This window comes from Sphingobacterium thalpophilum, assembly GCF_901482695.1.
GTDB lineage: Bacteria > Bacteroidota > Bacteroidia > Sphingobacteriales > Sphingobacteriaceae > Sphingobacterium > Sphingobacterium thalpophilum.
Map to the genome: position 1 here is coordinate 2,114,581 of NZ_LR590484.1, position 16,703 is coordinate 2,131,283.

A 16,703-nucleotide genomic window follows, 5' to 3' on the forward strand; every position below is an offset into this window, starting at 1 on the left:
ATGTTTGGTTGATATAGGAAAGGGGACTGATCTTGATGTTTCAAATTTTCTAAGTAGTTGGTGTTTTGGACCGTGAGACGCTTTATTTTAGCCTTGGAATTCAAAAACATTCATTACAGAGATCATAAATAATGCCCTGATATGGTGCTGAATTATTTTTATTTGGCATATTTCATTGATTAGCTATCTATGCCTTGGATACAAATGTAGCGCTAACTACCTTGCTATGCTGACTGTTTGTTTTTCGAAGTTCGTAAATTACGACTATTGAATAGGATGATCGCGATCAATATAATGCTGTAAGCAAGATATTTAATGGGGGATACCGGCTCCTGGAAGTAGGTGGCTGCCAGGGTGAACGCGATCAACGGGTTGATGTAAAGCAGTACACCGGTGGTCGTCGATGAAATGCCGATCAAAGCGTACATGCTTAGAAACAGGGGGATAATAGTAAACAAAACGGCAATAAGTAGTATAGTGCCCCAAAATAACGGTTCTCTTGGGAGATCATGGTGATTATAGAGTAACTTGGGGACAACAAATAGCGCACATATACTGAGCTGGACAGCCAGCTGAGTGAGTTTGTCAAAACCAGTGGATACTCGTTGCACGATGAGGTAAAAAGCGTAACAGGTGGCGATGGTGACAGCCCAGAGGACATCATTTAAGGAGCCATTCGCCAGCAGACATACACTGCCCAGAGCGATCAGCAATGCCACTTTCTGTAAGATACCCAGTTTTTCTTTCAGTATAAAATAGGCGGCTGCAGCAGTTATCAAAGGACAGGTCAGGTAGGCTAGTGCTGCAGACTGAATACTGACATGGTTGACGGCATAGATATAGGTAAACCAGTTGCCGAAGATCAGCACAGAAGCCAGAATGGTAAGCCCGGCCTGCCGCCGTTTAGCTGGACCCGGAAGATTCCTGAATTTCTTCAAGTCTGACTGGACTAATTTTCTTCGGAACAGGAGCAGATAAAGCCAGAGCACAGCCAGGGCCGTGACTATTCGGAAGTAAAGAATGTCTTCTGCCGGGTAGTCCCTGATCCAGCGTACTGATATGGACATGAATCCCCAGATGAAGGGAGCCAAAAAAGCCGCGAGAAGATATTTTCCGCGGCCTACAGTTTCATTATTGTTGCTCACGGATCAATCTTTCCAGGCGATGACCGAAATTTCGACGTTGACATTTTTCGGAAGTGTCTTGACGGCAACACATTCACGTGCGGGTTGTGCTTCCTTAAAATACTCTGCATACACTTCATTCACAAGGGCAAAATTATCCATGTCGCTTAAAAAAATAGAAGCTTTGACAACATCCTGAAAGCTATATCCCGCGTTACTCAAAATAGCTTCCACATTTTTGAGTACCTGGTGGGCTTCATCTTTTACGCCGGTGGAAATCAGTTCCATGGTTTCCGGAACCAACGGAATCTGCCCCGAAACATAAAGTGTATTGCCCGCTTTGATAGCCTGGTTATATGGGCCTATCGCTGCAGGTGCCTTATCTGTATTTAAGATCTCTTTTTTTGACATGAGCTGTTTGTTTAGGATGAAAAAAATAGTTTATAGATCAGTCCCAATAAAAAGATAATAATTGCCGTTGCATTAATAATGTGCATGGCTTTTATACTGCTATTCATGGGACGATCGGCGTTGTGCTTTCTAAAAAAGTACATGGAACTAAGTTACGACAGTAATTTAAGATGTGAAAATTAAAAATTAAAAACTTTGGGATCGCTGCGCTACAAGTCCTAACTTTAGTTAACTAACGTGTGGCTGCCGATGTCAGTCCGTATAGGCTGCCGAACAGTAGATGGTCCGGCTGAAGACACAGCCCGGCGTGCATAAATAATATGACGATGAATAAAATAGCACTTACTGGCGGTAAGATTTATACCGCTGACGAAGTTTTGGAAAAGAGAGCGTTACTCCTGCAGCAGGGTAGAGTTGTCGGTATCGTTGCGGATAATGATCTTCCGGCTGACTATCAGGCTTTTGCCGTTGACGGTTGCAACTTATGTGCCGGGCTGGTCGACCTGCAATTGTACGGCGACGGTATGGATTTGTATTCTGCAGAGCTGAGCCTCGACTCATTGCAGCGTATTTCGGAGGGGTTGATTGACAAAGGAACTACTTCTTACATGATGACGCTGGCGACAAATACCATGGAGGTGTTTCGGGAGGCCATCCAGGTCGCTGAAGGATTCCACCATGATGCGTTCCTTGGGCTACATCTGGAAGGCCCTTTTTTAAACCCAAAGAAAAGAGGCGCACATCCAGCGGAATTGATTCTGAGCCCATCGAAGCAACGTATTGACGCTCTATTGGCGGATAATAAGGTTGTTAAAATGATGACCATTGCACCCGAATGCATGGATGAGGACGTGCTGCAGCACCTGCAAAAATACCAGGTGTTGCTCAGTGCCGGACATAGCAACGCGACTTTTGAGGAAGGAACACGAGGCTTTGATCTGGGGATACCGACAAGCACACATCTGTTTAACGCCATGTCACCGCTACATCAACGTGAAGTAGGTATGGTAGGGGCTATTTTTAACCACCGGACTGCTCGGGCGAGTATTATTGTGGATGGGCATCACGTGAGTTTTGAAGCCGTAAGAATTGCTAAAAAGCAGATGGGGGACCGCCTGTTTATGATCACGGATGCTGTAGCGGCCTGCAACAAGGGGATTTATCAGCACGTGCTGCAGGATGGTTACTACTCCCTGCCTGATGGCACAATTTCGGGAGCAGCAATTTCACTTTTCGAGGGGATCAAAAATTGTGTGCAGCAAGTCGGTATTTCTTTACAGGAGGCTATCCGTATGGCCACACAGTATCCAGCAGCCCTTCTGGGCAGAGAAGATATCGGTACTCTCAATCCGGACAGTATGGGCAACGTTATTGTCTTTACCGATGATTTTCAGTTAAAGCATGTTTTTTTTAAAGGGCAATTGCGTGGTCATGCCGTTTTAAACCAAGGACGATAATCATAGTCATTAGATAACAGGTGTTCTCCGTGTTATATTATCTATTCAGGAGGATGAGAACCAGCTAAATTTCTTTTCTATTGAAATTTAGCTTAGTTTTGGTGGTTATTCGATAAAAAATACTATTTCTAATAAATTGATGAAACGTTCCCTATTATTTTTAGCTACAGCAGTCTTTCTTATATCTTCTTGTTCGTCCAAGAAAAATAAAAAGCAAGAGCCTGTCAATACCAGTACCAATGTTGAGATTGTGAAAAAAGATCCACCTTCAGTTCCGAAAAGAGAGCGGGTTAAAAATACTATAGGGACAAAAGAACAGGCGCCTGTACAAAAGAAGAAGGATGTCGTGGTGGAGCTTCCTCCCGTAGCACGGGAATTTCGTGCCGCTTGGGTTGCCTCTGTTGCCAATATCAACTGGCCAAGTAAAAACAACCTGAGCACAGCGGAGCAAAAGCAGGAGGCGATCGGTATTCTGGACTTTTTGAAGGACAATAATTTTAATGCGGTGATCTTTCAGGTGCGTCCGTCGGCAGATGCCTTCTATAAGAGCGATCTTGAGCCCTGGTCTTATTTTTTAACCGGAACAGAAGGACAGGCACCGTTACCATACTACGACCCGCTGGAGTTTTGGGTGGAAGAGGCACATAAAAGAGGTATCGAACTCCATGTGTGGTTAAATCCATACCGCGCACACCACACGGCCGGCGGGCCTGTGACGTCGGCTTCTATGGCACGTAAGATGCCAGAATCTGTCGTTAAATTAAGACAAGGATATTATTGGTTTGATCCCTCCAGGCAATCCACGCAAGATCATGCGGCCCGTGTGGTCATGGATATTGTCAAACGTTATGATATCGACGGTGTGCATTTTGATGACTACTTTTACCCCTATGCGGAGTACAACGGCGGACAGGATTTTCCAGACGCGGACAGCTATAGCGAATACAAACGCAACGGTGGTACATTGTCCCGTGGCGATTTTCGGAGAAATAGTGTCAACACCTTTATCGAACGTATTTACAAGGAAATTAAAACAGAAAAAAACTTCGTGAAATTTGGTATCAGCCCTTTCGGTATCTGGAAACCGGGCTATCCTGCCGGTATACAGGGGTCAAGTCAGTATGACATGCTGTATGCCGATGCCAAGCTATGGTTGAATAAGGGCTGGATTGACTATTTTGCACCGCAGCTTTATTGGCCTATTCAACCGGCCAAGCAAAGTTATACCGCTTTATTGAAGTGGTGGGAGAGTGAAAATACGATGGGACGGCATTTGTGGCCCGGTATCAATACTGTAGGCAGGCGCGGACCGGAATATGTGCAGGAGATCGTTAACCAAGTGACGGCGGCACGTAATATTTTGCCGGACAGCAGGGAAGGAGTGATCCACTGGAGCCTCGCAGGATTAACGAAAAACCCGGCGATGACCCGTGCCCTCGTGGATGGTCCGTATCAGTTTAAGGCGCTGGTTCCTGCCACACCCTGGTTAAGTGCGAACCCCATGTTGAAACCTAACTTGCTGCTGACACCGCAGGGCAATAATATCTTCCTGAAATGGCAGCATCAGCAGGTTGATCAGGTAGCAAAATGGGTGTTGTACCTGAACTATGGCGGTGAATGGCAATACGAAATTCTGGAGCCGGGCATAACCTCGAAGGATGTGCCGACATCTTTAAATAATAAAAAACTGGAATATGTTGCGGTCAAAGCGGTCGATCGGCTGAGTAATGAAAGCCCTTACGCCGCTGAGAAGATCAAATAGATTTTTTTTGTACTATCAAAAGGGGTATCTGCTCTAGTGGATATCCCTTTTTTATTTTCCTTTGAAATCCCAGCTGTCCAAAGTAAATTTAGGGATATGGAAGAGATCTATAAAACCGTTAGCGAATCAGTAATTCGCATATCCCAGCTGATGCTGCCATCCAATGCCAACTTTGGCGGAAAGATCCATGGAGGATACATCTTATCATTGATGGATCAGATTGCTTTTGCGGTAGCATCCAAATTTTCAGCTCATTATTGCGTGACAGCTTCTGTTGGAAAAGTCGATTTTTTGAAACCTATCGAAGTGGGTGAACTGGTGACGTTGATCGCTTCGGTGAATTACGTCGGAAACTCCTCGATGGAGGTCGGTATCCGTGTGGAGGCTATGAATATTCAGACTGGGGAGACCAAACATTGCAATTCGTCTTATTTTACAATGGTGGCCAAAGACGGATCCGGTAAGCCGGTGCGCGTGCCGCGGCTGATTTTGGAGACGGAAAAAGATGTGTTCCGATTTTATCGCTGCGTCGTCAAAATGGAAGTAGATAAAGAAAGGGATCGTGCTATTCATGATCTGGAGACGGACTCTGCCGAGCAGCAGGCGTATCTCAGGAAGAATTATGATGTGAAAATTAATCTTACTTCGTAGTCGTCGTATTTATTTTGCTGTGTTGTGCGTATTTTATATCTTTTGGTTTGTGTTTTTGGTATTATATGTGGTTATTTAGGCTTTTTTTTGCTTTTTTATCATTTATTTTTTTAAATAATTCGCATAAACTTGCATAAATTCCCAGCTTTTTATATTATTGTTATGTAATTGGTGTAAACCTCGGGCTGGAACCTCCCGTTATAATCAATTATTAACAACTAACTAAATACCATGAATAAAAAATTACTCTTATTCTGCTCAGGAGTGATGCTATCTACCAGTTTATGGGCACAAACCAAGACCGTCACAGGTAAAGTTACTAACGCTTCGGATGGCGGATCTATGGCAAATGTAACGGTGAGCATCAAAGGTAAACCTATCAGTACACAGACAAATCCAGATGGCAGTTTTACAATTAAAGCGGACCCCGGAGATATTTTGATCTTCAGGGCTGTTGGTTCGAAAGAGCGTCAACAACTCGTCGGTTCGGATGCGACTATCAATATCGTGCTTTCGGGTAGCGAAGAAGCGCTGGAAGAAGTTGTTGTAACAGCGATGGGTATCAAGAAAGAAAAGAAAGCTTTAGGTTATGCTGTCCAGGATATCAAGGCGGATGAACTGATGAAAAATAAGACTGCCAATGTTGTAAATTCTTTGGCGGGCAAGATTGCCGGTGTGAACGTCACTCAGGCTTCGGGAGCGGCTGGAGCGGGAGCTCAGATTATTTTACGGGGGGGACCTCGTTGGAACGGGATAATCAGCCTCTATTTGTAGTCGATGGGATCATTTATGACAATTCTACTGTAATTGGGGGGAACAGTGCATTTGATGGCGCGCAAGCAACAGCGACTTCCAACAGTAACAGGGTGATGGATATTAATCCAGAAGATATCGATAACGTCTCCGTATTGAAAGGCCCAGCGGCGGCGGCGTTATATGGTTCAAGAGCTGCTGCAGGTGCTATTATCATTACAACTAAGAAGGGAAAGGAGGGGCATACAGAAATTGGATTTTCAAGTAGAATTTCCAACAATTGGGTTAATCGTTTGCCTGAACAACAGGGTAAATATAAGCGAGGGTACTATAATAGCGCAGGGCTGTTAGATGATTACACCACCCAATCATGGGGAGAAAGATTTGGTAGTAATGAGGTCGTTTATGATAATATAAAAGACTTTTTTCAACATTCGACCGTTGTAGATAATACAGTCAATCTGTCAGGAGGTAATAAGAACGGGTCATTTTATTTGTCTGGATCGCGTTTCGATCAAAAAGGCATTGTGCCAAACACTAGTTTCGATAAGACAACTTTCCGTTTTAATGGAGATCAAAAGTTTGGAAAACTTGCCGTAGGAGCTAATGTAGGATATTCATTGGCAAATACCGACAAAACTTTGACGTCTGCAGGCTTATGGGGGTCGGGAGGATCTGGAGCGATGGAATCCCTGTATAGTTGGTCACGAAGTGACAATATGAAGAAATACCTCAATGATGATGGTACAAAATACAGGATGTTTGAAGGCCGACAGCCTTTAGAGTCGGATGTAGAAAATCCCTATTGGACGATCAATCGGAATATGCTTGGCGATAATACGGAACGTATTACTGGTAGTATCAATGCGACGATGCCCATTTTCGATTGGTGGAATGTTTCTTACCGCGTAGGTATGGATAGCTATCTGACGAAAAATTCGACGATTATAGGCGAAGGAGGGGCTATCAAAAAGCCGTGGCAAAAGGGGATGATGTCGGAGAGTGACCTTAAGTATAACTATTGGTCATCGAATCTGATGTCCAATTTCAATAAGCAAGTTGGTGATTTTGATTTGGGGGCTTTAGTCGGATTCTTTTCAGAACAAACGAAGACCACGACAAATCGGCGTATGGGCTATCATTTTGAGGTAGATAATTTTTATAGTTTCGAAAATATAGAAGCTGCTAATAAGCAATTTTCCGTTAATCATACTAAAAAGCGTTTGTTTGGCCTGTATGGTGAGTTACGGGCTTCTTATAAAAATATGCTGTTTTTGAATGTTACGGGACGGAATGACTGGACTTCAACACTGCCTGTAGATAATAGATCATATTTTTATCCTTCTGTTGGTGGTAGTTTTGTATTTACGGAATTGTTGAAAGATAATCGTCCAGATTGGATGGATTTTGGAAAAATCAGAGCGTCTTGGGCTCGTGTAGGTAAAGATGCGGATCCGTATGTTACCAATACCTATCTTTGGAAACCAGTGAGTTATCTTGGCGGTATTGTTGGAGCAGGTAACAGCTGGCAAAAAGGTAATCCAATTTTAAAACCGGAGACCACGGGATCATTCGAGATCGGCGCTGAGGTACGTTTCTTTAAAGGAAGGTTAGGAATTGACTATGCGTATTATACGAATAACTCCTATAACCAGATATTATCCCCTCGATTGGCGCAATCCATAGGTTATATTTTCGCTTATGTTAATGCCGGAGATATTTACAATAAGGGGATGGAATTGTCAATCACCGGAAAGCCAATTGTGACAAAAGACTTTGTGTGGGAGTCGACTTTGAATATGTCTGGAAATAGAGGGACAGTGGGAAATCTGTTGACAGGTGTAGATATTTTATACGTTACGGATGTTCAGGTTGGGAATGCGAAAGCCGCTTCCTTTAACGGGGGTAACTTTATGGGGATATCTGGGTCGAAGTGGACGCGAACACCAGATGGAAAAGTTGTGTTAGATGCAAATACAGGTATGCCTGTTAGTGATAATCTTGCAACCTATGATATTGGTAATCGTGAACCTAGATTGACAGGAGGATTTAATAATAGCTTAACATACAAGAACTTTAATCTATCTTTTTTATTTGATTTTCGTATAGGTGGCGATATTTATAACGGAACCGACTATGCTATGACAGTTAGCGGATTAAGCAAGCGTACTGAGAATCGCGATCAGCTGGTATTAACGGGCGCTGTGCGAAACGGAGGAACAAGTGATGCTCCAGTGTATGAAGACAAAACATTTACGTTTTTAGCGGATCAAATGTATGATGTCCAAGGGACAACAACGAGTGGAAGAAAGATAATCCAAGATTACTGGAGTGATTTTTATGCTCGGGAAAGTGCAAACTTTATGGTTAAAACAAATTGGTTAAGGTTACGGAATATTTCCATGTCTTATAATTTTTCTGATGGTATCTTGAAAGATGCGGGCATTTCAAAGGTAGTTAAAGGTTTGACTGCAACATTGACTGGAACGAATCTCTGGTTGTTGACTAACTATAAGGGGCTTGATCCAGAGGCGTCGGCGGCTGGATCTGGTGTGAAAGGCTCTAGTTCTGTTGGCATTGATTACAATGGCGTGCCAAGTACCGCAGGCGTCATGTTTGGATTAAATTTTAGATTTTAGATAGAAGAACCATGAATAAATATAAAAAAGTAGTCGCATTTTTGTTGATGTTGACTTTATTGTCCTCATGTGGCAAAAGTTGGTTGGATATCAATGTGGATCCAAATACACCTTCTAACACAGTTGCTTCGGTGCAAAGTAGACTGGCTTGGATTCAGCATTATTATTTATACGCTCAGGGTACAGCAGGTACACGTGCTGGATTTGTGACGCAACAGTTGACATTTGTCAATAGTACGGCATCCAATAGTATGATTGCAGGATGGAATCCTATTGCGGGGATGTCTACAACGCCTTATCAGTTTTTCTTTGTGGGCGCAGGAGCAAATTTTAAAGATATGGAAGATAAGGCTAATGAGGAGCAAGCTTATCATTATTTAGGGGCATTGTACGCTATTCGTGCGATGGGATTCATGTTAATGACAGACTGGTATGGGGAAATGCCCTATACAGAGGCATTAAGTACCATAAATACGCCCAAGTTCGATAATGGCAAGGTTATCTTTGAAGGTTGTTTAGCTGATATTGACAAAGCGATTGAGTATTTCAGTATGACCCAACCTGTGGCTGCTCCACCCTTATCCGCAGGAGATAGTTGGAACGGAGGAGATGTTAATAAATGGTTGAAACTGTGTTATGGGTTGAAAGCTAGGTGGTTAAATAATCTGTCAAAAAAGAGTGCTCTATACAAGCCTGACGAGATATTAGCTCTATTAAATAAAGCGGCGACATCCATCGGAGAGAGTACGGTGATTTCTCATGTAGATGATAAAGCGGACAATATTGGTGATATTCTCTTTGCCGACCCTGTAAAAACATCGATTGTATTTGATAATGCAGGTATGAACAAGAATACCTTGTTAACAAAATGGTATGTTGATTTGCTGACCAATTTTGATAATAAAGGCGTTGAAGATCCCCGGGCGGATAAGTTGATTCCCTGGGCGGAGTTTGGTTTCCCTAAGAAATTTGTGCGTTCCAAAGGAGTGGATATGCAGTCTAAAATTCGGATGGAATCTGGTCCAATCGCGTCTTCTTATAATGATAAGGATGTTGCCATTGAAAGTAATGGACGGACTATCGCTCCGCACTCTTGGTATATTAATCATGCGCAAACTGCGCGTTGGGGAGACACGGCGTACGTTTCGATAAAAAGTAGTTCAATAGGATATGACGGTGATGTCTCTGATATTGCAAGATGGAATGATGGTACGGTGGCAGCTTCAGGAACCTTTTATACGAGACCCGATGCACCTACACATCTGGTAGCTTATCCTGAAATGTGTTTCATTAAAGCTGAAGTCTTATTCAATAAGGGCGATAAAGCGGGGGCTTTCAACGCTTATAAGGAAGGTATTAAGGCGCATATCGACTTAATGAATGTTAAATTAAATGCCTATGGAAATATTAATGTGAGCAAGTCGCCGATGAGTCAAGCAAAAATTGATAAGTTCATGAGTGAAGGAATAGGTACTCCCGCTGATATAACCTTAGCTAAAATAATGACTCAAAAATTTATTGCTTTATCGTTTTCACAACAAAATTGGAATGATATGCGACGCTATGATTTCAATCGGTCTGTGTACCCTGGTTGGGAAGTGCCGTATGAGTATACAGTAACTGCGGCGGCTAAAATTAAAATACCAGCAGGAAAGCAGTTTAGAAGAGTGCGGCAAGTATCCCATGAGATCAATTACAATGCTGAAAATTTGGCTAAATCTCATCCAAATGCCCTTAATGATGATATATGGTCATTTCCGGTTTGGTGGGATATCAAAGAGTAGTTTATATATTTTAGAAAGCCGCAATAGCGGCTTTCTTTTATCAAATAGTTTTGTTATGAGATTGATTATGAAATTTCTGATTGTGTTAATGCCCTATGTATTGGCAGCACAATCACCCAAAATAATCCAAAAACCAATCTCTTGGAATCAGGAGCGCGTGCAGCTTTCCTTGGATTATCTGAAAAATAGACACGGACTAAACCAGTCTGCACCAACAATACAGCCTAGAATGGTAGTGGTGCACTGGACCGCGAACAATAGCGTGAAAGCAACGTTTAACACGTTTAATCCCGTAAGGCTACCGGGAAGGCCGGAGCTTACAAAAGCAAGTGCGCTGAATGTCTCTTCTCAGTTTGTCATTGATCGTGATGGAACGATCTACCAGTTTTTGCCGGATACAATTTTTGCCCGGCATACGATCGGATTAAATTACTGTGCGATTGGTATTGAAAATATCGGCAGCCGCCAACACCCTTTGACGGCAGCGCAGCTAAAAGCAAATGAAGAATTGATCCGTCATTTAAGTAAGAAATATGCCATCGAATATGTGATAGGTCATCACGAATATCAGCGATTCAAAAAGACCGCATGGTGGAAAGAAACAGATCCAAATTATATAACCGGAAAAGATGATCCGGGAGATCAGTTTATGATCGATTTGCGTGGTAGATTAGATGATTTAAAACTAAAGAGGTTGCCGTAGTGCTTCCTCTTCGGTTTTATTTATTGCTTACCTAGCTTCATTACTCCCTTCCGCACAGCGAGATAAACAAACGCCGAGTGTCAACGAAATAGGATTCCTCGTAAAATAATCTATAATTACTGATTAGCAAAGGCTGCCGGTTTTTTTGGCAGCCTTTGCTATTTCATTACCTAATTTTTTGGGATCTTTCTTCTTGATATTGAATTGATAAACAAATTGCTATGGTGATATATTTCTGATTTGTGCGTTATTATGAGGGCTTTGTGTTATGCATTGATTTTGTAATAAATATGTTACATACTAGTGTGCATATAACACTATCTATGCTGTGTATATTATTTTTATATTTCTGTAACTTGCTGTGTGTGTTTGTTATATGGTTGTAAACGTTATTTTTCATGCCGAATTAAGATGTGGGATCTCTCTTGTTTGTGTTATGATAAATAAGTGAACACTTACTTTCTTTTGCGTTTTTATGAGTATTTGAGTTTTAAAAACGAAAAGATCTATCTACTTTTATTCGGAATTTCAATTATTCATGCATAAAGCTGCATTTATGCATGGCAAATAGTCTATTTATGATGAAACATACCTTACTAAAATTAACCTTTGCGGTCGCCTTTTTAGCTTCTGTCTCTTGCGGTACATCCCTGCGTTCGGGGCAGTTGCACAAACATGAGTTAGCGTCAGATGATCAGACAGATGGGCGTATCGTTACGGGGGCCGATCAGTTAGCTTTATACCTTCCGCAATTAAAAGGAAAGAAGGTGGGGATCATGGGAAATCAGACTTCTGTTGTAGGACCTGATAAGGGGCATCTGGTGGATGTGCTTTTGGAAAACCAGATTGATCTAAAGTTTGCTTTTGCTCCTGAGCATGGCTTTCGTGGAAATGTAGAGCGGGGTGAAAAGTTTGGCAACGATGTGGATCACAAAACCGGTTTGCCTTTATTTACTTTATATGGCGGCAATAAGAAGCAGGATTCTATTGTCAATTCCATTGATGTGATGATATTTGATCTTCAAGATGTAGGGGCTCGTTTCTACACGTATATCACCTCATTGCATCGTGTGATGGAGTTATGTGCCAAGCATAATAAAAAGCTCATTGTTCTGGATCGTCCTAATCCAAACGGTGACCAAGTGGATGGTCCGGTACGACATGATGATAAATTCAAATCGGATGTGTCCTGGCATAAGATTGCGATGATCCACGGGTTGACCATCGGCGAACTTGCGCAGATGATCAACGGCGAGAAATGGCTGGAAAATGGACGCCAGGCTGATCTTCAGGTCGTAAAGGTGCAGAATTGGGATCACACTAAAATGTATACACTGCCGGTGATACCATCGCCGAGTCTGCCTAATCAGCTTTCTGTGCGCCTGTATCTTTCGCTCTGCCTCTTTGAGGGAACCGATATTTCAGTAGGCCGGGGAACCGACTGGCCGTTTCAGGTATTAGGGTATACCAATCCTGTTTACGGCTCTTTTACATTTACACCCGGTGAACGCCATGGTATGTCGAAACATGTGGAAGGTAAAGGCGCTGTAAATTATGGTGTTGATCTGCGGCATCTAGTTCCGGAACAACAGAAGTTCACCTTGAAATATTTGCTGGATTTCTATCAGAAGACGCCTGATAAAAGTACTTTTTTTGCGCGGCCAGAATTTTTTGATAAGCTGGCAGGGACTGACCAGCTGAGAAAGCAGATGATTGAAGGTAAATCCGAAACAGAGATCCGGGCATCTTGGGCAGCTGATTTGAAAGCATATAAGCAGATGCGTAAACAGTATCTATTATATCCTGATTTTGAATAAGAATTACAACTAACAATATTAACGAGATCATTTATTTTAAAACTCTATAATCAATGAGAAAATTTGTATTATTTTCTGTTGCTCTTGGATTGAGTTTTCCTTCTGAATCCTATTCTTTCGTCAAGAAGGAGGGAACACTGAGCGGCGCCAAGCTTGCGAGCTCTTTGTCGCGCTCTACGTCGAAAGCTACGGTTCAAAATACGGTGCAAGGTACTGTAACGGATGGAAAAGGCCCAGTCTCAGAAGTGAGCGTTTCTGTAATCGGCGGCACGGCATCTACCAAAACGGATGCACAGGGGCGTTTCAAGATTACAGCTGCTGCGGGAAGCAAACTGCGTTTTTCGTCCATAGGATATATTTCGCAGGACGTTACGGTAACCTCAAATTCTATGAACGTGACCTTAGTCGAGGACAATAAGTCGTTGGATGAGGTTGTAGTGGTAGGTTATGGAACACAAAAGAAAGGGAATCTGACGGGGGCTGTCGCTTCAATCAATATTAAAGAAACAATGCAGGGGCGGCCTATCGCTGATGCGGGTAGGGCGATGCAGGGTACAACACCTGGATTAAGTATTACTATCCCTAATGGGGAGGTGGGTTCCGATCCAACAATTAAAATTCGTGGTCAGATAGGTTCCATCAATGGCTTAAGTAATCCCCTGATTTTGTTGGATAATGTCGAAATTCCGAGTATCAATGTGGTCAATCCTGATGATATCGAATCTATAACCGTTTTAAAGGATGCGGCCGCTTCTTCTATTTATGGTGCTAAGGCTGCTTTTGGGGTTATTTTGATAACGACAAAGCAGGGGGCTAAAACAGAAAGTAATACCATAAGCTATTCGAATAACTTCTCGTTTCAGAATCCATTTAAGAAATATGAAATGGGTACTTTGGATGCGTTGCGTTATTCTTTGGATGCAGCAAAGCGAGAAGGAAATAATTTCGTGGGCGCATTCTATAAAATTAATGAAGAAAGTTATCAAAAAGCCGTCGAATGGCAGGATAAGTATGGTAGCTCTATTGGAAAGAACGATCCGACTTTGTATGGACGAGACTGGTATTATGATCCAGCGACTGGGTATAAATATGGTGTGAGAACGTATGATCCATTTGATTATATGATCCGTGAATGGGCTCCAACGCAACAACATAACCTGTCATTATCTGGAAAATCTGGCAAAACATCCTATAACGTGGGGTTGGGACTGCTTGATCAATCAGGGATGCTGAAAACAAACACAGACCAGTTCTCGCGCTATAACGCATCTGTTCGGGTTACTAGTGAGTTAAATAAGTATATTACGGCTCGGGCTGGAGCTATTTATTCACGTACGAATAAACAGTATCCGTATGCGACGAATTCCACAACGGCGGATCCATGGTTGTATATGTATAGATGGAGTTCCTTGTATCCATATGGAAACGATGGTGATGGAGATCCAATCCGTAGCCCTGCTTACGAAACAGGGGCAGCAAACGTAGCTAGTCAGGTCAAGAATTACCTAAATTTTAATGCAGGGGCCACAGTAAATTTCATGAAGAACTGGAAGCTTGATTTTGATTATACCCTGTCGAACCAAGAAATGCTGTGGAACCAACCGGGTACACGTTTTACGGCTGGAAATTCTTGGGGAGCACCGGTAAAGAAGTTGGATAAAGCGGGAAACCAGCTTTATGTGGATGAATCCGGTAACTATGTAGATGCATCAGCTACAGGTGCTATGCCGGCCTATGATTTGGATTATTTTACTTATACAGCTTCCGGGGCCAATCCGGATCATTACAGAAGAGACAATTCTAATATACTTCGGCACACAATAAATGCTTTTACAACATATAACTTAAACTTAGACGGTGGCCATGATTTTAAATTTATGTTAGGGCTCAACCGAATAGCTGAAAGAACTGAAAACTCGTGGACCCAAGTTACTAAATTGCTTGACATAAAGAATCCTCAGTTGACTTTTGGGTCAGGTACAGTTACGGGTTCGGGAGCAAAATTCTGGGAATCCCAGATTGGTTTCTTTGGTCGTGTTAATTATGCTTACAAAGATAAATATCTTTTCGAGGCTAATTTACGCAGGGATGGGTCTTCTAAATTTCCGACCGACTTGAGGTGGAAATGGTATCCTTCAGTATCTGCAGGTTGGGTAGTGTCGCAAGAGCCGTTTATGGACTGGTCCAGCGAGTTTATGAATCAGCTGAAAATCCGTGGATCATGGGGTAGTATTGGTGACCAATCGGTATCTAATGCTTTATACACTAGTTTTATGGAGAATGCTCAATCTACATGGATCGGTAATGCGGGTGATAGAACTTGGTATGTTGGTTCGCCAGCAGCGGTGTTGTCTGCTATTGGCTGGCAGGACATCGCTACATTAGATTTAGGTTTTGATGCGCGTTTCCTTAAAAATCAGTTAGGCTTTGTGTTCGACTGGTATCAAAGGGATACTAAGAACATGATTGTGCCTATGGAGGGAGTGGCTGCTACATTCGGTTCCAAGGCACCGATGGGAAACTTTGGTGCTTTAAGGACGCGCGGATGGGAGTTTGCTGTGGACTACAATCACCGTTTTGAAAATGGATTGGGTATCAACTTACGGGCAAATATCTCAGACGCGAAATCTGTCATAACTAAATATGGTACGACAACAATAGTTACCGAAAACTATAGCGGTAAAACCTACGGAGAGATTTGGGGCTATGAAACCGATCGCCTATATCAAAGTAGTGATTTTGTGTACAAAAACGGAGAACTGGTTACTGTTGAAGTAGATAAAAAGATTATGAATCAGCTTGCAGACCCGAATGGAGCTTATCAAAGCTGGGTGCAGAATTCTGCTAATTTCACTTTTGGTCCCGGAGATGTTAAGTTTAAGGACTTAAATGGCGATGGTAGGATAGATAATGGTAAGAAGACGCTCGCTGATCATGGTGATTTAAAAGTGATCGGTAATTCAACGCCGCGGTATGAATATGGTTTTAGGCTCGGCGCTGATTTCAAAGGGTTCGATATTTCAGCTTTCTTTCAGGGTGTGGGTAGCAGACAGGTTTGGGGGACAGGATTTTTAGCTCAGCCCGGTTTCAATGCTTCCGATGGTGCTATGCCGGCAGCGATGGCTTCAAATTATTGGACTAAAGACCGGACCGATGCGTTTTATCCAGCGCCTTTTAATAATGCTGGTACAAATGATATCAACAATATGCAAGTACAGAGCCGTTATTTGCTTGATATGTCTTACTTGCGTGTGAAGAATCTAACGCTGGGTTATACTATTCCGGCGGGTACATTAAAGCGGATTGGAATTAGTAATTTGCGAGTTTATACGGCATTGGAAAACTTCTTTACATGGGATAAACTTAACGGTTTGCCAATCGATCCAGAGGCTGTAGATGGGGTGAATATGTTTGTCGATGCAGCAAAAAATAATTACAATAGTGGCCGTACAGGAGTGGGGACGCCAACTTTCAAATCTGCCTCCGTAGGTGTTCAATTGACATTCTAACTAATTTTATCATGAAATTAAAAGTTTTATATATACTACTAGCGGGTTCTATGGGGTTGACAGGCTGTAATAGTCTATTGGACCGGCCGGCGC

General features: G+C 42.5%; 12 protein-coding genes. 9 read left to right on the forward strand and 3 right to left on the reverse strand.

Annotation, left to right across the window (positions count from 1 at the left end; genetic code table 11):
* Positions 1-224 precede the first annotated feature (224 nt).
* The 3 genes from FGL37_RS09070 to FGL37_RS26015 are packed head-to-tail and all read right to left on the reverse strand — an operon-like array spanning position 225 to position 1,678.
* Positions 225-1,145: an EamA family transporter gene (locus FGL37_RS09070; RefSeq protein WP_028071784.1), complete on the reverse strand. Its 921-nt coding sequence runs from the start codon at positions 1,143-1,145 to the stop codon at positions 225-227.
* A gap of 3 nt (positions 1,146-1,148) precedes the next feature.
* Positions 1,149-1,535, reverse strand: a complete 387-nt coding sequence (locus FGL37_RS09075; RefSeq protein WP_028071785.1) for a RidA family protein — start codon at positions 1,533-1,535, stop codon at positions 1,149-1,151.
* A gap of 11 nt (positions 1,536-1,546) precedes the next feature.
* A complete protein-coding gene (locus tag FGL37_RS26015) occupies positions 1,547-1,678 on the reverse strand; it encodes a DUF6728 family protein (protein WP_317132235.1) in 132 nt (43 codons plus the stop codon).
* 183 nt (positions 1,679-1,861) lie between these two features.
* On the opposite strand from FGL37_RS26015, the gene nagA reads away from it, so the two are divergent.
* The 9 genes from nagA (at position 1,862) to FGL37_RS09115 (ending at position 16,610) form a co-directional block, all read left to right on the forward strand.
* Positions 1,862-2,992 (forward strand): N-acetylglucosamine-6-phosphate deacetylase, encoded by a 1,131-nt coding sequence (gene nagA / locus FGL37_RS09080; RefSeq protein WP_037534286.1) that lies wholly within the window; start codon positions 1,862-1,864, stop codon positions 2,990-2,992.
* A gap of 139 nt (positions 2,993-3,131) precedes the next feature.
* Positions 3,132-4,754 carry a glycoside hydrolase family 10-like protein gene (locus FGL37_RS09085; protein WP_028071786.1) on the forward strand — a complete coding sequence of 541 codons (1,623 nt, stop codon included), beginning with the start codon at positions 3,132-3,134 and terminating at the stop codon, positions 4,752-4,754.
* A gap of 96 nt (positions 4,755-4,850) precedes the next feature.
* Complete coding sequence (locus tag FGL37_RS09090) at positions 4,851-5,405, forward strand: acyl-CoA thioesterase (protein ID WP_028071787.1); 555 nt, start codon at positions 4,851-4,853, stop codon at positions 5,403-5,405.
* A 231-nt stretch (positions 5,406-5,636) separates the two neighbouring features.
* Positions 5,637-6,179 carry a carboxypeptidase-like regulatory domain-containing protein gene (locus FGL37_RS25930; RefSeq protein WP_262709453.1) on the forward strand — a complete coding sequence of 181 codons (543 nt, stop codon included), beginning with the start codon at positions 5,637-5,639 and terminating at the stop codon, positions 6,177-6,179.
* Positions 6,149-8,797: a SusC/RagA family TonB-linked outer membrane protein gene (locus tag FGL37_RS09095; RefSeq protein ID WP_262709454.1), complete on the forward strand. Its 2,649-nt coding sequence runs from the start codon at positions 6,149-6,151 to the stop codon at positions 8,795-8,797. The genes FGL37_RS25930 and FGL37_RS09095 overlap by 31 nt, the downstream gene beginning before the upstream one ends.
* Before the next feature lie 11 nt (positions 8,798-8,808).
* Positions 8,809-10,581 (forward strand): SusD/RagB family nutrient-binding outer membrane lipoprotein, encoded by a 1,773-nt coding sequence (locus tag FGL37_RS09100; RefSeq protein WP_028071788.1) that lies wholly within the window; start codon positions 8,809-8,811, stop codon positions 10,579-10,581.
* 55 nt (positions 10,582-10,636) lie between these two features.
* Positions 10,637-11,284 (forward strand): peptidoglycan recognition protein family protein, encoded by a 648-nt coding sequence (locus FGL37_RS09105; protein WP_138096759.1) that lies wholly within the window; start codon positions 10,637-10,639, stop codon positions 11,282-11,284.
* 578 nt (positions 11,285-11,862) lie between these two features.
* The gene (locus tag FGL37_RS09110; RefSeq protein ID WP_232048662.1) at positions 11,863-13,101 is read left to right on the forward strand and encodes an exo-beta-N-acetylmuramidase NamZ family protein; all 1,239 of its coding nucleotides are present in this window, start codon (positions 11,863-11,865) and stop codon (positions 13,099-13,101) included.
* Between the two features lie 53 nt (positions 13,102-13,154).
* On the forward strand, positions 13,155-16,610 hold the full coding sequence (locus FGL37_RS09115; RefSeq protein ID WP_028071791.1) for a SusC/RagA family TonB-linked outer membrane protein: 3,456 nt from the start codon (positions 13,155-13,157) through the stop codon (positions 16,608-16,610).
* Positions 16,611-16,703: the final 93 nt, after the last annotated feature.